Origin of the sequence: Lactobacillus sp. ESL0230 (genome assembly GCF_003692805.1) — a bacterium.
Taxonomy (GTDB): domain Bacteria; phylum Bacillota; class Bacilli; order Lactobacillales; family Lactobacillaceae; genus Lactobacillus; species Lactobacillus bombicola.
The window spans coordinates 38617-59253 of sequence record NZ_REHI01000004.1 but is presented as its reverse complement, the minus strand read 5'-3'; the positions used below and the strand labels follow the sequence as shown (position 1 = coordinate 59253).

Here is a 20637-nt window from a genome sequence, read left to right as displayed (position 1 = left end):
ATCAGATGCTCTCGACTCTGTCAAGAACTTTTTTTCTGACCCGCGCTGCCGCTTCTTTAAACAACAGCGCTTTTTATATTACTAAACTCAGTCGCTTTTGTCAACTGGTTTTTTATATCTTTTTTGCTTTATCGCAGTACTGTCTAGTACTCTCAAGCACAGATAATACTTTACTATTTTTGTTTTAATTAGTCAAATATTTTTTTAGTTCGTATATTAGTCTAATTATTTAATAAATCTACTTTTCTTTTTAAAATAAAAACTGATATTCCTGTAATCTATGAAAGCAATGTTCATTAATTATTCGTAATTTGTCCCTTTTCACTTTAAATTAACTATAAAAATTTATTTCAAATAAATTTACCTTTAAATAAAAAGGCTACTCCTAATAATTAAAAAACTTTTAGGAGTAGCCTTGCTTTTAGATTAAGCTAGGATTTTTAGTAATTTTGGTCATACCGCCCATATATGGCACCAAAACTTCTGGTACTGTAACTGTACCATCTTCATTTTGGTAGTTTTCTAAAATTGCCGCAACTGTTCGCCCAACTGCTAAACCAGAACCATTAAGTGTGTGTGCTAAATGAAGTTTACCATCTTCATCACGATAGCGAATTTGTGCTCGGCGCGCTTGAAAGTCTGTACAATTTGAACAACTTGAAATTTCACGATATTTATCCTGCGCTGGCATCCAAACTTCTAAGTCGTAAGTTTTTGCACTTGTAAAACTTGCATCACCCGTTGCAAGTGCAACCACATGATAAGGTAAGTTTAATTTTTGTAACAAATGTTCCGCATTAGCTGTTAGTTTATCCAGTTCTGCCCATGAATCTTCTTGTTTACAAATCTTTACCATTTCAACTTTTCTAAATTCATGCATTCTAATTAATCCACGTGTATCCCGTCCAGCTGAACCAGCTTCACTTCTAAAAGCAGGCGACATTGCTGTTACATTTATTGGTAATTTATCTTCGTGAATAATCTCGTCACGGAAATAATTAACTAAAGGAACTTCAGCTGTTGGAATCAATGTTAAATCTAATTGTTTTTCCGGATCATCATTATCAACAATTGTATAAACATCTTCACGGAATTTAGGGAACTGCCCGGTACCTTGCATTGATTCTTCATTAACTAAATATGGTGGAATCATTTCGGTATAGCCCGCCTTTATGTTTTCATCTAAAAAGAAATTGAAAACTGCACGTTCTAAAAGTGCTCCAGCCCCTTTATAATAAACAAAACGTGCTCCTGAAACTTTAGCTCCACGATCCCAATCCAAAATATCTAAATTAGTTCCTAATTCCCAATGAGCTTTTGGTGTAAAGGATAGCTCAGTTGTGTTATGCCATTTACGCACCTCTTGATTATAATCTTCATTAGGTCCGATTGGCGCAGAATCGTCTGGAAAATTAGGTAGACGAAGCAAAATATAATTTTGTTTTTTAGTCAATTCATTAACTTGTTCATCTAATTGCTTAATTTCATCACCAACTTGCCTCATTGCGGCAATTGCTTCAGTCGCATCTTCTTTATTTCGTTTAGCAGTAGCGATTTGTTTGGACACTTGGTTACGCTTTGCCTTTAATTGTTCACTTTGATTCAAGTCCTCACGACGTTCTTGGTCAATAGCAATTAAATCGTCCAATTCTGCTGGCTTAACACCACGTCTAGCCAGCTTATCTTTTGCCCAATCTAAATTATCACGTATCACTTTGATATCTAACATAATTTTCCCTCCATAAAAAAGAGCTGATTCATCCCTAAATTGGGACGAATCAGCTCAATACATGTCTTCGCGGTGCCACCCAGTTTCAATTGCATTAGCAACTGCACTTAATTAAAATGGCGATAACGGTGCCCTTTTCCGTGTAACTCTTAATTACCCACATCATTGAAGTCTGGAAACGACAGTTATTCGCTTCCACCACAGTGCGAACTCTCTAAAAACCATCTTAGGACTCCGTGTTTGTGTTTATTTTAAGCTATTCTGCTTCTTTACGCAAATAGTAATTATTTGTAATTTTAAATTTTTATACTTGTCATATATTACTGCCCTTTAATAACTTAGATAGTTAAAAGAACTATTAACTCAAATCAATTCAACTCAGTCTTAAGCCACTCTGCTTTTTTAAGTAAAAAATATTTTTCTTTGTACGTAAATAAAGGATTAATTTTATGCAAATCAATTTCATACTGATAATGAAAGCCCAAACGCTTAAGTAAATTTTGTGATTTTACATTATTTGTAAATGTACCTGCCCAAATTTCTTCTTGCCTAAGTTGATTAAAAGCCAAGTCAAATAACATCGTCAATGCTTCAGTCATATAGCCATGTCCAGTATATTCTTTATCCAATAAAAAGCCGACCTCTTTTGTCTTTAACAAATCAGCTTCATTAGTTCCTCGTTCATATAATTCAGCCAAACCAATTAATTGCTTGCCTTGCCTCAAACAAATTCCATAGCTATATTGCCGATTAATGTATTGGTTAACTGCTACTCGGGCCTGCTTTAAGTCTTGATAAGATTGAAAGCCAGCCGCATCTTGATAAGATTGATCTTGGCCCCACTTTAAAATTGTCGGTGCATCTGTTAGTTCAAACGAACGTAAATAAACTCTGTTAGCCATCACTTACCAACCAGTTTTAAAAGCCAATCCATCCCAAACATTAAAGCAAAACTATAAGCAGCTATAGTCCAAGGTTTACCTAAAACTATAATCCAAAAATAAGTTGAAAACTTCATTTCAGTTAATCCGGCAAGTAAACAAAGAACATCGTCAGGGGCCATCGGGGCAACAATACAAATACCAAAGAACCAATTAAACTTGCGTTGGTTTTCTGTCCATTTAATATATTTATCAAAAGTCTTTTCTGAAACAATATGTAAAATAAACGGTTTACCATAAAATCTGGCTAAAAAAAAGTCAATGATTGATCCGATACAAACACCAACATAATTATAAATAAACCCTGCAAGTGGACCAAAAAAGACCACACCACCTAAAAGTGATACACCTCCAGGAATTATTGGGAAAACAACTTGCATAATTTGAATTAAAACAAAAATTATCGGTCCACTGATTCTTTTATCAGCTAAATATGCTTTCATTTTAGCTTGACTAGTAAAAATTCCTAAGCGATACCAATAAATACACAAAAGAATAATAACAATCGCACTGACAATGGTCAGAATATTAATCAATCTTCGACTGGCTTTAGCTGACAAATGCATAATTTACCTCCATTTATTAGTTTTCATTCTACCAAAAAACTAATCTAATTGATTCATTTTTAGTTAATTAAGGATAATGTTTTAAAGATTTTAAAGATTTGGCTTAAATAGCTATTGTAATTATATTCTAAACAATTATATACATGTTATACAATATATTGGGAGGTTATAATATGACTCAAATTCTAAATAATCTTATTTACGATAACTCAAAAAAATTAACTGTTGACCTTTATATACCAGAAATGCCCGTTACAAACAAAATTTTGATTTTTTGGCATGGTGGAGGTTGGTTTCGCGGCGATAAAAGCGAACTAAAACTATTATGTCTTAAAGTAGCAACACACGGATTTTTAGTATTTGCACCAAATTATTCACTTGCGCCGGCATCTACTTTCCCCACTGCTCACACTGATAGCAACAAGTTTGTTAAATGGCTATTTAATAGTAAATATACCAATTCAGACACAACCATTACACAAATAGGCGCAAGTAGTGGTGGCACAATTGCACTTTATCTAGCTGGTAAATACGGCTTTCCAACTGTTACTTGGTCAGCACCAGTCAGCTATTCTTCTTGGATAAAAAATCATCCCAAAGTCAAGCCGGCAAAAAATGCCCAAAAAGAACTGGGTTTAACAACACTAAACGATATTAATGATGCTTTTTACAAATTTTTCACCCTAACATATGCAGGATCAAGTGATACAACCGTCCTGCAAAAGCTTGATGCTGCATCATACAATTACCAAAATTTACACCAATTATTAATGATTAATTCAACTACGGAATTAGTTGCAACCCAAGACTTACTTGATTTTATTGCAACTTTAGCCCAACAAAATCATGGTATAGATCTTAAATTGATAGCTGGCTCTAAGCATGCTATGTCCTATTCAAAACAATATCTTGATGAATCAATTAACTATTTAATCAAAATCACTGAATAATTTCTTGTAATTACACCGTACCTTTAGCTTGAAAGCGATTTATAATATGTTAAAAAGTATAATTAAAATTAAGGAGATAATTATGGCTAAATATCAATCAATTAATCCATATACTAATGAAGTCTTGGCAACGTTTAGCAACCCTACAGCAGAGCAAGTTGAGGATGCTATTAGTTTGGCTCATGCTTTATACCAAAAATGGCGTCACGAAGCACCAAGCAGTCGAGCAAAAACTTTACATGAAATTGCTAATAATTTATATAAAAAGCAAAAATTAATGGCTGAAATTATGACCCAGGAAATGGGAAAATTAATCACTGAAGCCAATCATGAAGTTGAACTCTGCGCTAAAATATGTGATTACTATGCCGAGCATGGTGCTGAGATGCTAAACCCCGAGCCTATTAATTCTAATCTGGGTCAAGCCTATTATTTAAAGCAAGCAACTGGAGTTGTCTTGGCTTGTGAGCCATGGAACTTTCCACTTTACCAAGTAATTCGGGTTTTTGCTCCTAACTTTATAGTTGGTAACCCGATTGTACTTAAGCATGCCCACAATGTACCACAATCTGCTGCTTTAATTGAAAAAATTATTAAACAGGCTGGCGCACCTGAAGGTAGTTTGATCAATCTTTATCTAAATTATGATCAATTAAATAAAGTTATGGCTGATTCACGTATTCAAGGCGTTGCTTTAACTGGTTCAGAACGTGGCGGAGCTGCAGTCGCTGAAAATGCTGGTAAAAATTTAAAAAAAGCTACTATGGAACTTGGAGGTAACGATGCCTTTATTGTACTAGAAGATGCTGATTCAAAAATTTTAAAACAATTACTTTACTCGGCTAGAACCTATAATACCGGCCAAGTATGCACTTCTTCCAAAAGAATTATCGCTGTTAAGTCTAAATATAAAGAGGTTTTAGCTCAATTAAAGGATGCCTTCTCAAGCTTATCTGCTGGTGATCCATTAGATAGTAAAACAACTTTAGCGCCAATGAACTCATACATCGCTAAAGAAAAATTAACTAGTCAAGTTGAAGAAGCAGTTGCTAATGGCGCTAAAATTTTTTATCAATATCCAGAAATAAATTCAACCGGTGCCTTTTTCAGGCCAATCATCCTAACCAATGTCACCAAAAATAATCCAGCATACGATCAGGAATTTTTTGGTCCCGTGGCAATTGTGTATGAAGTTAACGATGAAGCTGAAGCAATTGCTTTAGCAAACGACTCAAGTTATGGGCTTGGTTCATCTATTATTAGTAAAAACACTGACCATGCCCGTAGCGTTGCCGCACAAATCGAAACTGGAATGACCGTGATCAACGGAACTTGGATTAGTTCAGGTGAATTGCCTTTTGGTGGTATTAAAAAATCAGGCTATGGTCGTGAACTTAGCAATTTAGGTTTGCTGGCCTTTGTTAACGAACACTTAGTTATCGATATGCCGGCAAAATAATTAACAATAATAAAAAGCAGGACGCATAGTCCTGCTTTTTTATTACCGCAATTTTTCTCTTATCAAATTATAACCTGTTAAAAAAGTTGTCATAATACTGGATAAAATCAAAAAATACGTCGAGGTACCAACCGAAACAGCATAAAGCAAAAATTCATTAGTAATATTTTTCAAAAGTCCCTTACCTGCAACACTAATACTAGAAAGTCTAATAATCAAATAAATTAAGAAAATTGATTCAAGTAAAGATAAACTGAATGCTAATAAACGTCTTTTCCTGTTGTCTTTCAAGGTACTGTAAATAATACTCAATGGAATTAAAACAATTAATAACCAAATTAAACAAAGTAATACACCTGAAAGTCTTGTCTCACCTGAAGAAAATAGATGCCCTGCTAACCGAAAAATAACCCGCGTAATTGACATTTTTCCCGTATAAGTAACATCGGATATCGAAGCACCTGAGCCAGCAAACATTACAATTAAATTAATTACGGCCATTAAAATAACTAAAAGTTGGCTATAACCGTAATGTTGCTTACTAAAGGCCTCTTGGTTTGCTTGTTGTCCTCTATTTTTTATAACCTTTCGTTTGGAATTTGCAACACTATTAAAGGTATTAGAAAATATTTGATTGACTTTTTCAGTTAGGCGTCGATCAACAGTATAGCGCTCAATTTTTTCACTACGGATACAAACTACATAAAGCCAGACTAATAAAGCAAAAAAGCAAATCCAACCGATACTGCGTGAAAAGCTCATAAGTATCAATAATATAATTCCTAAAAGCATGACTATCATACTATTGACGCGTAACCATTCTAACATCTTTTGCACAACTAGATTTTGTTTTTGGGGATAAAATTCTTGCCGGTATAATTTGCGACTAGCAATTCTTTCACCAGTTTTATCATTTTCATAATTTGCTTGTAAATGTTTATCAGTAAAAAAAGTATCCCGATATTTTTGTAAATCAAAATGACATTTAGGACAAATTTTATCATTATCAGTAATTGGTCGATTACAATTTGGACAAGTAGTCATAACACGCACCCTTTTGTACATAATATTTGTTACCTTTATCATAAAACAAAAAGTACAATAAAGAAAATTTCTTTATCGTACTTTTTTACTTAATTTAATAATTCCTACTTCTCAAAAGACTTGGTTAAATTAATCCTTTACCCGTCTATTCTTTTTCATTGAAATTCCTTCATAAGTCAACTTAACTGCAGCAGACAAAGTGATTGGCATAATAAAGACCAAAATGATCAAACCAATGATTACAGTTAAAGCAACTTCGATTAAAGTTGGTATACCAGATGGAATTAATGCCGCAAAAGTACCGCCAAGAATAATTGCAGCAGAAATAACAACTGTTCCAATAATTCCACAAGCTTTAAGCATGCGGTCACTAGGTCTATTGCCCTCCAGAGCACGGTAACGTGTCATCAAGAAAATGCTATAATCAACACCCAGAGCAATCAAAAGAATGAACCCAAAGAATGGCGTATTCCAAGTTATCATGTCTTTATTTAGAACTGCTTTAACTACCCATTCACTAATTGATAATGAGCAGAAGTAAGCAATCAATAATGTGCCCAAAATATAAATCGGTTGTAACAAAGATCTAGTTACAAAAATCAGGGCAATCCCAATTCCAATCAGCATAATAGCTGCCGTTCTAATGAAATCTTTATTAGCAACTTCCTTAATGTCAGCAATTTTTGAGCTTTCGCCGCCCATTGCTACTACTGCATTTTTAAGGCGCGTTCCAGCAAATGATTTTTCAGCCATTAAACTTAAATCTTGGGCTTTTTTAGTTGCTTCAGTGCCACTTGGATTAGACTTAAAGACGATCATTAACATTGCTGATTTTTTGTCAGGACTAAGATAATTTTTAATTGACGTTTGGAAAGTATCGTTTTTAATAAATTCCTTGGGAATATAAAAGGTATCTGCTGCAGACGAACTCGCTAGTCCAGTCAAGTAAGTAGCACCCTGGCCTAAGCCACTGTTAACTTCATCAACACCATTAGTAATCTTAGGGGTACTTGAAGCTAATTGGTTAGCTCCAGAATCTAATTGACCAACACTTGAATGTAATTGACCAATTCCACCATTTAAAGTGGTAGCTCCGGTATTAAGTTGACCAGAAGCCGAGGCTAAACGTCCAACACCAGACTGTAATTGACCCATTTGTCCGGAAACATCTGGCATTGAAGCTGAAGCTTGCGCCCATGATTTTTCAAGAGCAGCACCTGCAGCTTGCATAGCAGCCATTTTTTGCTGTGCTGTTAAGCCAGGTAAGCTACCAATGCTTTTAGATAAATTGGCCTTATAGCTTTGCTCTAAGGTCGCTTTAGTCTGTTGTTGCGCACCCGCTAGTCCTTGCGTCCCACTTTGTAATTGAGAATTCAACTGATTAAGACCGCTACTCATTTGCGCAGTACCAGTCTGCAATTGACCAGCTCCACTTTGAAGTTGACCAGTACCAGTTTGCAATTGACTGGTCCCATTAGCTAATTGGCTAGCCCCAGCAGAAACTTTTTTTGATGCTTGGCTCAATTTGCCTAAACCAGCACGTGCCTGATCAACCCCTTGATTAACAGTATCCAACTGGTTCTTTACATATAACTGATCTATACTTTCGCCATACGGTTGGGTAACCGAGGTTACAAAAGATACATCTTTTGAAGCCTGTAATTGCCTAGTTAACTGATCTAACAGGCGCAAATCTGCTTCATTATCTAATCGATGCTTACTCTTAATATAAAGAACCGATGGCTCAGCCATTCCCTTAGAAAAGTCTTTTTCAACAACTAGCATTCCAGCCTTAGCTGGAACGCTATTTTCAATTTCATCAGTATCATCGTAATTCAAATTGCCCGAGTACATTAAAGCAAAAGGAGTAACTACTACTGCTAAAACAAGTAAATAAACAATTGGATGGGCTAACGTTCCTTTAGAAATACCATGCCATAACTTATCTTCATGTTCACCAGTAAACTGCTTTACTGGCCAAAACATTTTTTTACCTAGAACAGCCATAAAGAATGGATTTAACGTTAACAAAACGATTAATAAAACAGCGACCCCAACTGCAACTCCAACTGCAGACTGATAAATAGAAAAATTAGCTAAACTTAAAGCGGAAAAGCCGATTAAAATTGATGATCCCGAATATAAAATTGTTTTACCAGCAACTTTTAGCGCATTTTTCATCGCTTCATAACGGTTTAGACCCAAACCCAAATCTTCTTTAAACTTATCATAGAGTAAAATATTGTAGTCTGTACCTATTCCAAATAAAACAATAATCATAAAGACTTGTGTAAAATTCGAGAATGGGAAATTTTGATATTTGACTAAGTTAGTTACAATTGAAAAAGAAGTAATAAAGGATACGCCAACTGTTAATAATGAGATTAACGGTACAATTGGTGACCTAAAGACAATAATCAACACGATAAAAATAAAGACAATCGTAATTGCTTCAGTCTTTTTAATTCCTTCTTGAATCGAATTAGAAAAAGCATTTTGTAAGACATCTGCACCAGTGATATAAGTTCTAACGCCATTAGTCTTAACTGCACTAGTCAATTCTTTTTCTACTTCATTAATTGGCGCGTGATTTTTAGCAACATTAATCTGCATAATCCAAGTTTTATTATTCTTAGACTTCAGTTTATTCTTAGTTGCAATGTTATCATCAGGAGCCAATATTTGCTTAATACCATAGTCATCCTGGTTGTTTTTAAGCTTGGCTACAGTTTGATTAATCGCATTTTTATCATCCGCTGATATCGTGCCCTTCTTTTTATTGAAAACAACCGCAATTTGATAGGTATTTTTTTGTTTTGGACCCCAGTCATTCTGAATTGATTGAGCTACTTCACTTTGAACGTCTTGTGGCAGGGAAACATTCGAGTGCTCGCGCGTTAACCCAGTAATATCTGGCAAAGCCACAACAGAAATAATTAAAATTAAAATCCATGCAATTAATGAAAAAATATGATTTTTTAGTAGTTTTTGCACTCTACTTTTCCTTTCTAATTTTGTAAAATATTTTTCGGCTGAACTAACTGTAAAACTAATTCATGATAACCTTGATCAGCTTGGGCACTAGTTTCACCAACAAACGATGCCGAAACATCCAGAAAAACATAACCCAAAACTGCGCCAATTAAAGAATGGAGTGAAACTGTACTGTCACTGCGTAAATGTAATTTATCAGCCAATGCAATTACATTCATAATTTCTTGTGTAATCGCATCGTCTTGTTGATATTCATTCAAATGATACAAGATACTAAATAGTGCTGGGTCATTTAAAATAAAGTTGCGAATAATATCAGCAAATTTAAGCAATGCTTCCTTACCCGATAGACCTATTAAACTATCTGTTAACACAGTAATCATAACTTTAATTCGGTTCGCACCAACTAAAGATAACAATTGCTTACGTCCCGATACATAGTGATACAAAGATTGTGAACGAACACCTAATTCATTAGCTAAATTAGGTAAGGTAGTAGCAGATAGACCCCGCTGAGCAATTAATTCAGTTGCCTTAGCAATTATTTTATCCAGGTCAAGACTTCTTTTTTTTACCAATTTCACTCCTCCTTTTACGGCATAGTGAATAATATAGCACTACACATTGAAGAATACAATCTACAAGCTGTAAATTATTTTTAAGATCCTTAATAACATAAAAAAGAATTCAAAAACTGAATTCTTTTTTATTAAACTATTTAAAAAATTTATTAACTACTTTACCTAACTGACTAAAATTATGATCACTATTACTTAAAATAGCCATACAGTATGTATGCCCACCCATTTGAATCAGAGCAACATTAGCTTTTTTGTCACCGATAGCATAAATTAAGCCACTACCTGTTGGTCCAATTTTGGGCTTATTTTTAACTGAACTTAAGACACCTAAAACCCGGTTAGAGTATTGCCTATTCAAGGTCTTATTTTGATAAAGATTTATCATAATTTGAGCCAGATCTTTAGCTGTGGTTATTGCAACAAACTTGGGTTTCACTTTAGTATCCACTAAACCCATTTTTTTGATAACAAAATTAACTTGGGTTAGTTTTACCTTTCTTAAAAGTACATTAGTGGCTGTTTGACTGCCATTCATCATTGCCTGTCTTAAATAGGTAATGCCATAGCCGATTCCTGGTTGCAATATTTTTTCATCTTTTACCACATCTGCTTTCTTTACCTTAATAACCGTTTTACTAGATAATTTATGGTGTTGCTCTTGATAATAAATAGTTAATAATAAAAACAAGCGACTAACCGAATTAACACTGTGGGCCTTGGAAATGTTAGCAACTTGAGCAAATTGATTATTATTAAGATCCTTTAAATAAACTTGGTAACTTTGCTTTTTACCCATTGTCTGCTTTATTTTTTTAGCCCAGACCAGCTTACTACCACCCGTAATCTTAACTTCGCGCGGATATTCTATTTCTGCAGTATGTGGTTCTTTTATCGACTTAGACTTATTACCATTTCTTTTTTGACTTTGTCCAATAATTTTAATATCTGCATTTTTAGTTTGTTTTAAATTAACAGTATAAAGCATAAAGGCTAGTAAAGTTGTAATAATTGATCCAACAAATACTTTATTTTTCATAAATTTACCTCAATTTAGAAAAAATGATGACGTTTCATTAGAACAATTAGCCAAACCATCAATAAAACTGTCAATACGATAATTATTACCCAGTCCAAAGAACTATGCCCTACTGGTAAACTGACATTCATGCCATAAAAGCCCGTTAAAATTGTTGGAATCGTTAAAACTAATGACCAGACAGTTAAAAACTTCATCGTATCATTTAAATTATTATTCATCATATTATTGGATGTAGCTGACAAAGTTTTTGTTACTTGCTGCGAAATTTTAACCATTTCGGCGGCTTGATTTGATTCAATTAAAACATCGTCAAGACTTTCGCGTGCTTTTTTAGTGAATTCTAATTCTGATAATTTTAAGCTATGAATCATCATTGAATTAGTTTGGATTGAACTAGATAAATAGACTAAACTCTTTTCAATATTTGATAATTCCACTAAGTCCTTGTTATTAATATCTCCTGATAATTTTTTATCAAGACTATTGCGCTCATCATCAAGCTGCGTGATTGCTCTTTGAAAATATTGTGTGGCATATAACATAAATTTCATTAATAACTCAGTCACATCTTGAGAATTGGATAATTCTCGTCGCATTGCATAATCATTAAATTCGTCAAATACATAACCAGTTGCTTCAGTATGGAAAGTAAAAATATTTTCTCCAGATACTAAAAAAGTAATGGGATGCGCCGTAAAATGTTTAATTACTTGCGTAGGCCAAATTGGTACGTCATAGATTAATAAATGGATTTTTGTATAAGTGTCGTAGTCATAATGTGGTCGCTCATGCCGATCAGAAATATATGAAATCATATCAGAAGTAAAATTGAAATCATCTTGTAGCTTTTCACTATCATCTTCACTTAAATTATTGATATCAAACCATTTATATTTAGTTGCTACTGGAAATTTTTGCTCTTTTATCATTTTTCACCCCTGGCTATTTAGTTAAGCAATTAGTAGATTTTTATAACAATATTATCTTACCATTCAAGTAAAAAAACACTAAATAAAAAACAGGCATTAGCCTGCTTTTTATTGCTGCCAAGCAGCATTAAATTTGATTTTACCGGTTCTAATAGTCTGTTCAACATTTCGATTTTTTTGACCAGCAACTAAAATCGATTGCATAATTGGTGTTAACTGACCAAAAGTTGCATTTGCATTTTTAATTACAGGAACACTATATAAGGAGTTGGTATTCATAAGCTCATTTAAATGAGCTGGTAATTTAAATTCACTATTAGCTTGATAGCTATCAGCCTGAACCGCCTTTTGATTAACTGGAATATATCCAGTTGCTTTAGCCCATTTTAATTGGCTATTTTTAGCAGTTAAAAACTTCATAAATTTAAAGGCGGCTGCTTTTTGCATTGCACTAGCACGGCTGAACATATAAATATCTGTTCCTTGCTGCAAAGTATACTTTCCCGGCCGAGCTGCTATATCATAGGTTAAACCCTTTTTACTAGCCTGCTTAATCCAAGTTTCCGTAGATGATGATGTTATCAGCATTGCCAATTTTTGATTAGCAAACGGAATATATAGATACTTATCCGAACCGGGCATTCTAAAATAACCCTCTTTTTCACCAGCAACAAAGTAATTGATAACTTTACTTGATTCTTCACCTGTAAAATCAATTTTACTTGAAAAAGCTTGTCCTTGATTTTTCATTCCTAATACATAGTAATTATTTAACTTATCAAAGCCTGCCCCAACAACTTGCTGGTGACTCTTTTCATAAACAGTCTGGGCAGCCTGCTTTAATTCAACCATCGTTGTTGGCACCTTATTAATGCCATATTGTTTCAGCAGTTTTGGATTATAGACAAGCACTTCAATTGATTTGTTAAATGGAATTCCATATTGGATGTTATTAATTTTGGCACTATCCAGTAATTCTGGCTTAATTTCAGAAGCTTGGCTACTGCCCCAACCAACATCTTTGTTATTTATATATGTAGCTAGATTCTGAAGCATTTTATTTTGGGCAGCGCTTTGTAACCAACCTGGATAGGCCTGAGTAATTGTTGGTAAATTTTTAGGAGATGGCAAAGTTGCCGTTAATTTAGCTTGCAAATCATCATAATTTCCTTGTTGTTCAAGTTTTATTTTTATTTGGGGATTCTTTTCTTCAAAATCCTGAACTAAACTTTTTAAAGTATTTTCTTGTGCTCCCTGCATCCCATGCCAAAAAGTTACCGTAGTCTTTTCTGTTATTTTCGGAATTTTATTGGAATCAACGGTTGAGGATGGCTTATTGCTTGAGCAAGCTGTAGTTACAAATAAAGCTAAATTAGCAACGATAAAAGTCGCTAGCTTTTTAGCAAAGTTCATATTATTTCCTCCAAAATTTATCTATATTTAATTAAACTTAGTAAAATCCAAGTCTTGTTTATTGTAAAGCAATAATGGTTAAATTACAATTAAAATCACAATAAAATTCGTATTTATTTGTATTTAATACCCTTATCCAATAATAAAGTTCGCTTTTTATGCGTTTACATAAAATATATCTTTTATACACCATTGCCTGTTCATCTTAATAATTAAGTATTTAAAAACTAATAAGCCCTAAAAGTGAGACACTTTTAGGGCTTATTAGTTTTTAAATTAATTGCTATTTAATTTTTATTGTTTCCAAGCAGCCGCAAATTTTGCTTTACCCGAATTAATTGCGTTATCTACATCTTGCTTCTTCTGCGCAGCAGCTAAAATATTTTGCATAATTGGATTAAGTTGACCATATGCAGCCCCGGCATCTTTAACAACTGGAACGCTGTAAAGATTCTTCATGGCATCTTCTAACTTAGCCGGAAGTTTAATCTGCTTATTATCTTTGTATTCAGTTGCATCAGCAGCTGCATGATTAACTGGAATGTACCCAGTTGCATTAGCCCACTTAAGTTGACTAGCTTTAGAAACTAGAAACTTAATGTATGTAAATGCCGCAGCTTTTTGTTCAGCTGTTGCATGATTAAACATGTAAATATCTGTTCCTTGTGACATTGTGTATTTTCCAGGACGAGGAGCAACATCATAAGTAAACTTATCGCCAACACCTTGCTTAACGAAACCTTCACCAGCCGAGGTACCAATAAACATTGCTACCTTTTGGTTAGCAAATGGACCTGAAAGATAGTGTTCTGAACCAGCCACTCTGAAGTAACCAGCCTTAATACCGTCGGCATAGTAGTTAATTACCTTCTTTGAAGTAGGACTGGTAAAATCAATCTTACTTGAGAAGTCGACTCCTTCATTTTTCATTCCCAAAGTGTAGTAGTTTGACAATGAATCAAAACCAGCACCAACAACTTTGTGATTACTCTTTTTGTAAATTATTTCAGCATCCTGTTTCAATTCAGCCATTGTTGTCGGTGCCTTTTTAATACCATATTTTTTAAAAATATCTGCATTATAAGTCAAAGTTTCAATCGATTTATTAAATGGGATGCCGTACTGCGTACCTGCGATTTTGGCACCATCAAGTAGGGCTGGCTTGATATTAGAAGCTTTGCTACCACCCCAACCAACAGCTTTGTTATTAATGTACGGCGTTAAATCAACCAACATTTTATTCTTAGCAGCTGTATAAAGCCAATCAGGATAAGCCTGGGTAATTGTTGGTAAGTTATTAGGTGATTGCAAGGTCGAATTAATCTTGGCCTGCAAGTCATTATAGGCACCCTGATTTTCCAACTTAACCTTAATCTTTGGATTTTCTTTTTCAAACTCCTTAGTTAAACCCTTAAGCGTTTCTTGCTGGACACCTGTCATTCCGTGCCAAAAAACAATATTAGTTTGCTTAGTTACTTTAGCAATTTTTTCAGAATTATCGGTGCTAGATGACGAAGACGAATGACTACCATTAGAACAAGCAGCAGTCCCGATCAAAGCCATACCAGCAGCAAAGGCTGCTATAATTTTTTTACTAAACTTCATTTGGTAAACCTCCCCAAAAATAAAAATTAAACAACAAGTTTTTGATTAACTAAAGCGTAATTGTTTGATTACGCTTTGGTAAAATCCGTTTTCCAAAAGGGTTCTCCTCAAGCTCCGGATGCAGTGTGTGCACCGGAATAAGTGCTTTAGGTTGAACCTCGCTAATAATTTGCTTAAGCTCTTTTTCATCCGCATGACCTGAGCAACGTAAAGCTTTAAATTCAATCTTTCTATCCATTAATGTCTGTATAAAAGGCTCATAAGCTGGATCAAAATCACCTAGTGGTTCAGCATTAGAATGAATATATAAACCTCCTACTTGCAAATCACCATAATTTTTAACTACTTGCCAGAGATACTCATGATCATCAGCGAGCAGTTTCTCATAATCAACTGCCAACTGCGGATTTAAATTTGCAATTTTCTGCTCTCCTGGCAAGTAATAATACAAGTAATCTTGTTGCAAGCTTTCCTTTAGTAAATGTGCTCTCTTAGCATGCAGCACTACCTTGCGCGGTGAAAGTTCAAGCAAACGTAACAACCGTTCTACATTAGTTAGATAGGTATTAAAAGTTAATTGCCGTTTTTCATTAACTCGTTCAAGCTGGATGATTTGGTCAGTTAACTCAATTTCAGTTCTGGGACCAGTAAATTCTGCACTAGGTTGAACCTGCTTTTCCTCAGGCCAAGAAACTCCAGTCCCTTCAACAATTAACGCATCACAGCCCCGAGCAGCAGCTAAAAATTGATGTACCCAATCAGGATGATAACCATGCAATCGGATATCCCCCGTATAAGCCAAGGTCTGATTGGGAGTAGTAATAATTAAACCAGTTGCACCATATGCATCATGATCGCTGGGCCAAATGGTTAGTGTTATTTCTCCGATATGAATTGGTACTTGATACTTAGCCGCAATAATTGGCCTAGTATAATTAGGTTTGTGCCCTACTGCTGGCAAAAGAAAATTTCCATTTTCATTTAAAACAGGTAATAACCGGGCTGTAAGTGGACCAGCATAAAGCGGAATTTCTGGAGCTAAAAAATTCAGAGCTTTACTATGATCAAGATGTAAATGCGACATATATGCTGCAGCGTGCTCCCAACGTTGATGATCAATTGGCTGGCCAGTAAGTAATGGATCATAGAAGTTAGGCACATCCCCAATCAACTGATTTTTAATTAGCGTTGAATAACTTTCATCCGGCAATTCTAATTCCGGCCGATATACTTCACCCAAGTCAAACAAAACATGTGACTTGTTATAAGCAACCTCAATCATCGGTCCGCCAATTGTTGTTAACCCATTATAAAAAGTAATGGTTGTTTTATCCTTTAAGGTCATTACGCACCACCCCTTTAATAATCTGTTTTCTAAAAATGAAATACAAAACTAAAACTGGCAAAACAGTTAAAGTAGCTGCAGCTAGTTGCAATTGCGTCTCACTACCTGCATCTGAAGCAAAAGAAGATAAGCCATTATTGAGTAAGCGCATTGTATCTTCATTAGTTACTAATAATGGCCAAAGAAAGGAATTCCAACCAGAAATAAAACTTAATAAGCCAACTGTGAACAAACCACTTTTAGACATGGGCACAAGAATTTTCCAAATATAGTCCCAATCGCTTGCACCATCAATCATTGCCGCCTTATAAATAGTTGTTGAAATTGACCCAAAATAGCTTTGTAAATAATACATATAAAAAATCGAAGTTAAAAAGGGGAGGACCAGGCCTATATAAGTATTAAGTAAGCCCATTTTTGCAATAGTATTGTAGTTAGTAAAAATTATTGCTTCTCCTGGAACCATTAATAATGACAGTAAAATCATTTGCACAAGGCCTTTACCCTTAAAGCGCAAATTAACCATCGCAAAGGCACCTAAAAGTGAGTTAAATAAACTAACCAAAGTTGTCACACTTGCAGTTAAAATTGTATTAAAAAAGTACCGAGCAAAGGGCGCTCTAGCAAAAACTTTCGCATAATTATTCCACTCAAAATGATGCGGAATTAAGGTCGGGGGAATTGAAGTTGTTTCCTGAAAGCTCATTAATCCACCCAAAATCATATAAACAAAAGGAAAAACAGTAATTATTGCAAAGATAAACAAAATGAGGTAACTGATCAAAACCCCAAAACGAATTCGTTTCATTAATTTTCTCCAATCTTCTTCATCATTTTCCGTTGCAAGAACGTAGCAAACAAAATGAGGAGAAATAAAATTACTGTTGCTGCCATTGCTACACCAGGAGTACCGACAATTTGAAATTTATTATAAATATAAAAAACAGCTGTAGTACCTGAGTTACCAATTCCTGCTTGACCATTAAATAAGGCATAAACCGAAGTATAAATTTTAAAAGCACCAATAATATTCATTGTTAGTAAAAATGCTAGAGTGGGTACCAATTCTGGCATAGTTATCCGCCAAAATTTATCTTTGTCGCTAGCACCATACATATCAGCAATGGTATAAAAATTAGGGTCAATATTACGTAATGCTCCCATTAAAATGACAATATTAAAGGCTAGTGATGTCCAAATACCAAAGATAATAATCGTTACCAATGACCAAGCAGGATCATCAATCCAGTTAGGAGCTGGTAAATGCAATAAGCGTAAAATAAAGTTAAGCATGCCATAATCACCATTAAAGATATAACGAAATACTATCCCAATGGCAATTGTCGAGGTAACATAGGGCATAAAAAAGGTGGTTTCAAAAAATGATTGATGCTTAACTTTATCAAAAATAATCCAAGCCAGCATAATCGAAATAACCAAACCAAGTGGGACAGAAATAATGGCATATAAAGCAGTGTTTCGAAGTGCAAGCCAAAATTCAGGATCATGAAAAATATACTGATAATTATTTAAACCGCTCCAATGTAAGTCAATCAATGAGCCGCTTTGAAAACTCATTCCCAATGCACGCAGAATGGGATAAATACTAAATAGCGTAACAAAAATAATGGTTGGCGCTAAAAATAGCCACGCTTTTTTCTGATTTGTTTCCATTAGTAAACGCGCTCCCCATCTGGTGTAAAGATAAATATGCGGTCAAACTTCAGCTGTAAGGTCACTTCATTACCCGGTTGAATCGACTCTTCTAAATTAATCAATGACCGAGCTTGCACTTGATCATAGGTGAACTTTAAGATTCGCTCCCGGCCAATTAATTCAACATCATCAACTTTAACATGCAAAAATCCATCTTTTTGGGGCGTAATATTTTCAGGACGTACTGATAATATATATTCACCGTTTGGCAAATTGCGCTTAAAGCGGGAGGCATCAAGCAAAGCAAGTGGGATGGTGAATTGGCTTGAACGCAATTCCTGATCTGTTTTAATAACTTTAAAATTATCAATTACTGGGTTGCCGATAAAATTTGCGACAAAGTAATTATTTGGTTCCAAATAGAAATTTTGCCCTAAATCATCTTGTTGAATGACCCCATCATTAAATAAGATAATCTTATCGCCTATTGACAATGCTTCTTCTTGATCATGAGTTACAAACAAAGTAGTAATGCCAACTGATTTAACTAATGAGCGAATTTCCTCACGAATCTTTAAACGTAATCTAGCATCTAAATTACTTAATGGCTCATCCATTAAAAGAATCTTTGGTTCTTGAACTAAAGCACGAGCTATAGCTACGCGCTGCTGCTGTCCACCTGACAAATTACCTGGCTTTTGATCAGCAAGATCCATAATCTGCGTCAATTGCATATACTTTTGTGCTACTTTTTTAGCTTCAGCTTTAGAGCGCTTGTTCTTGCCAACTGTTAAAGGAAACATTACATTTTGTAAAACTGTCATATGAGGATATAAAGCATAGTTTTGGAAAACATACCCAATATGGCGATCTTTTGGTGCAACTTTAACCATCGATTTACCATCAAAAAGAATCTCACCAGCAGTTGGATTAAGTAAGCCAGCTAACATATTTAAGATAGTAGTTTTCCCACAGCCTGAAGGTCCTAGAAGACAGACCAAATCACCTTTTTTAACAGAAAAGCTTACGTTCTTAATCGCCTCGTGACCATTATCATAAACCTTTCTCAGATTTTTTACTTCAACGAATTTGTTGTTATCCATAAATTTGTACCACTATCAATTTGTATCATATTACTTCTCTTCTTTACTTAATTTTAAAATAAAATCGGTTTTAATACAACTAAGGCTTTGCATTAATAGTTCGTTTTATACCCCAAAAATGGCCAACACCTATTAATAATATTCGTTTTAACTTCTCAAACAGGGAGTTATTAATATTTTTTTGGAGTAAATGTTCTGATTTTTGCTACATGAAAATACATAAAAAAGCAACATCCCATAATGCTGCTTTAATTTTTACGCTTATTTATTATTAGTCAGATTATCCGAACAATTACCATCTTTTTATTATTTTCACAGAAATTAGCAAAAATAAAATTATAAAAATAATTAATATACCTGTCTCACTTGCATTTCATGATTTATCCTTGCTCGTCCATCGCTATAATCAAAGGAGTAGCCAGGTTCAACATTAAACAAATAAACGTTAAAATCTAAACTATTATCGGTAGAAATAGCTTGTAAATTGATACCGCGAGCCATTAATTCTTCGCCACGAAAAATCGGCGTTGCTTGATATATAACGCGTTTTCTTTGTCTTAACGCCTGTCTAACCTTACTTTCAAAAATAGTTTGCACTTTTTGATTTGAAAAAGCCGATTGGGTAAATAAATTTTTAGGGTTATTTTGATCACCAGTCATAGTATCAGGATTATAATTTCCCTCTGCGTCAATTCCAGCAGAAATTGAATAAGCAATCAAGTGCCCCCGATTATAAATTTGACTGCCGTTACGGCGATTGTAATGCCAACCGGTTGGCGCCACAAATTGCCGCGTCCGAAATTCACCATTGGCAATGTTTCTTTTTTCTAAAAAAGCAGTATTAGAGTGGGAAGTTCGATTTAAATCATCTAAATTTGAATAAATGACTCGATTAACCTTCCAGGCCTCCTTAATTAACGTCGAATGATTGCCGTTGACAGGTATATAAGCTGCTGTGCCACTTTTAAAATCAATCCTTGCTAACTTATCATAATCTTCTTTAGCTAAACCTCCATATGCCTTTGCTGCGGGTTTGGTATGGTCAATTTTATTATCACTTGGTTGCTCATTTTGAGTAAATTGGTTGATTGTCTGGTGACCACTAGGATCGGTCCCACCCTTAGTTATAACAAACCAAACTAAAAATAAGATAATAATTACTAGAGCCCAAAAGTCATTATTACTACTATTTTTTTTTCGCCTACGTGCCATTCAAATACTCCTTGAACTAATAATAGTTAAGTATATCTAATCGAACTTTTGTTTGCAACAGCAAAAAAGCA

17 protein-coding genes are annotated in these 20637 nt (G+C 34.5%); 2 read left to right on the top strand and 15 right to left on the bottom strand.

Annotated elements, in window-relative coordinates:
- Positions 1-421: 421 nt before the first annotated feature.
- From serS to F5ESL0230_RS01245, 3 genes are all read right to left on the bottom strand, one after another.
- Entirely contained in the window at positions 422-1729 is a 1308-nt protein-coding gene (gene serS, locus F5ESL0230_RS01255; protein ID WP_122021277.1) for a serine--tRNA ligase, read from the bottom strand.
- Positions 1730-2097: 368 nt separating this feature from the next.
- The gene (locus tag F5ESL0230_RS01250) at positions 2098-2631 is read right to left on the bottom strand and encodes a GNAT family N-acetyltransferase (protein WP_122021276.1); all 534 of its coding nucleotides are present in this window, start codon (positions 2629-2631) and stop codon (positions 2098-2100) included.
- Positions 2631-3236: a TVP38/TMEM64 family protein gene (locus tag F5ESL0230_RS01245; protein ID WP_182431376.1), complete on the bottom strand. Its 606-nt coding sequence runs from the start codon at positions 3234-3236 to the stop codon at positions 2631-2633. The genes F5ESL0230_RS01250 and F5ESL0230_RS01245 overlap by 1 nt, the downstream gene beginning before the upstream one ends.
- A 173-nt stretch (positions 3237-3409) precedes the next feature.
- Here F5ESL0230_RS01245 and F5ESL0230_RS01240 point away from each other — a divergent pair, with 173 nt between their 5' ends.
- Both F5ESL0230_RS01240 and F5ESL0230_RS01235 read left to right on the top strand, forming a co-directional pair.
- Complete coding sequence (locus tag F5ESL0230_RS01240; RefSeq protein ID WP_122021275.1) at positions 3410-4186, top strand: alpha/beta hydrolase fold domain-containing protein; 777 nt, start codon at positions 3410-3412, stop codon at positions 4184-4186.
- An 82-nt stretch (positions 4187-4268) separates the two neighbouring features.
- A complete protein-coding gene (locus F5ESL0230_RS01235; protein WP_122021274.1) occupies positions 4269-5645 on the top strand; it encodes an NAD-dependent succinate-semialdehyde dehydrogenase in 1377 nt (458 codons plus the stop codon).
- Positions 5646-5687: 42 nt separating this feature from the next.
- Here the strand turns inward: F5ESL0230_RS01235 and F5ESL0230_RS01230 are convergent, their stop codons facing one another.
- The 12 genes from F5ESL0230_RS01230 to F5ESL0230_RS01175 all read right to left on the bottom strand — a co-directional run bounded on the left by F5ESL0230_RS01230 (position 5688) and on the right by F5ESL0230_RS01175 (position 20566).
- Positions 5688-6689 carry a zinc-ribbon domain-containing protein gene (locus F5ESL0230_RS01230; protein ID WP_122021273.1) on the bottom strand — a complete coding sequence of 334 codons (1002 nt, stop codon included), beginning with the start codon at positions 6687-6689 and terminating at the stop codon, positions 5688-5690.
- A 129-nt stretch (positions 6690-6818) separates the two neighbouring features.
- A complete protein-coding gene (locus tag F5ESL0230_RS01225) occupies positions 6819-9683 on the bottom strand; it encodes an MMPL family transporter (RefSeq protein ID WP_122021272.1) in 2865 nt (954 codons plus the stop codon).
- 14 nt (positions 9684-9697) lie between these two features.
- A complete protein-coding gene (locus tag F5ESL0230_RS01220; RefSeq protein WP_122021271.1) occupies positions 9698-10261 on the bottom strand; it encodes a TetR/AcrR family transcriptional regulator in 564 nt (187 codons plus the stop codon).
- Positions 10262-10397: 136 nt separating this feature from the next.
- Positions 10398-11300 carry a serine hydrolase gene (locus F5ESL0230_RS01215; protein WP_122021270.1) on the bottom strand — a complete coding sequence of 301 codons (903 nt, stop codon included), beginning with the start codon at positions 11298-11300 and terminating at the stop codon, positions 10398-10400.
- 14 nt (positions 11301-11314) lie between these two features.
- Positions 11315-12232 carry a magnesium transporter CorA family protein gene (locus F5ESL0230_RS01210; RefSeq protein WP_122021269.1) on the bottom strand — a complete coding sequence of 306 codons (918 nt, stop codon included), beginning with the start codon at positions 12230-12232 and terminating at the stop codon, positions 11315-11317.
- A gap of 108 nt (positions 12233-12340) precedes the next feature.
- Positions 12341-13645, bottom strand: coding sequence for an extracellular solute-binding protein (locus tag F5ESL0230_RS01205; protein WP_122021268.1), 1305 nt, complete (start codon positions 13643-13645; stop codon positions 12341-12343).
- A 294-nt stretch (positions 13646-13939) separates the two neighbouring features.
- The gene (locus tag F5ESL0230_RS01200) at positions 13940-15250 is read right to left on the bottom strand and encodes an extracellular solute-binding protein (RefSeq protein ID WP_122021267.1); all 1311 of its coding nucleotides are present in this window, start codon (positions 15248-15250) and stop codon (positions 13940-13942) included.
- Positions 15251-15299: 49 nt separating this feature from the next.
- Entirely contained in the window at positions 15300-16595 is a 1296-nt protein-coding gene (locus F5ESL0230_RS01195) for an MBL fold metallo-hydrolase (protein WP_122021266.1), read from the bottom strand.
- On the bottom strand, positions 16579-17403 hold the full coding sequence (locus tag F5ESL0230_RS01190; RefSeq protein ID WP_090093678.1) for a carbohydrate ABC transporter permease: 825 nt from the start codon (positions 17401-17403) through the stop codon (positions 16579-16581). Before F5ESL0230_RS01190 ends, F5ESL0230_RS01195 begins: the two co-directional genes overlap by 17 nt.
- The gene (locus tag F5ESL0230_RS01185; RefSeq protein ID WP_122021265.1) at positions 17403-18269 is read right to left on the bottom strand and encodes a carbohydrate ABC transporter permease; all 867 of its coding nucleotides are present in this window, start codon (positions 18267-18269) and stop codon (positions 17403-17405) included. Before F5ESL0230_RS01185 ends, F5ESL0230_RS01190 begins: the two co-directional genes overlap by 1 nt.
- Positions 18269-19354, bottom strand: coding sequence for an ABC transporter ATP-binding protein (locus tag F5ESL0230_RS01180; RefSeq protein WP_122021264.1), 1086 nt, complete (start codon positions 19352-19354; stop codon positions 18269-18271). The genes F5ESL0230_RS01185 and F5ESL0230_RS01180 overlap by 1 nt, the downstream gene beginning before the upstream one ends.
- 348 nt (positions 19355-19702) lie before the next feature.
- Positions 19703-20566 (bottom strand): DNA/RNA non-specific endonuclease, encoded by an 864-nt coding sequence (locus tag F5ESL0230_RS01175; RefSeq protein ID WP_122021263.1) that lies wholly within the window; start codon positions 20564-20566, stop codon positions 19703-19705.
- Positions 20567-20637 lie beyond the last annotated feature (71 nt).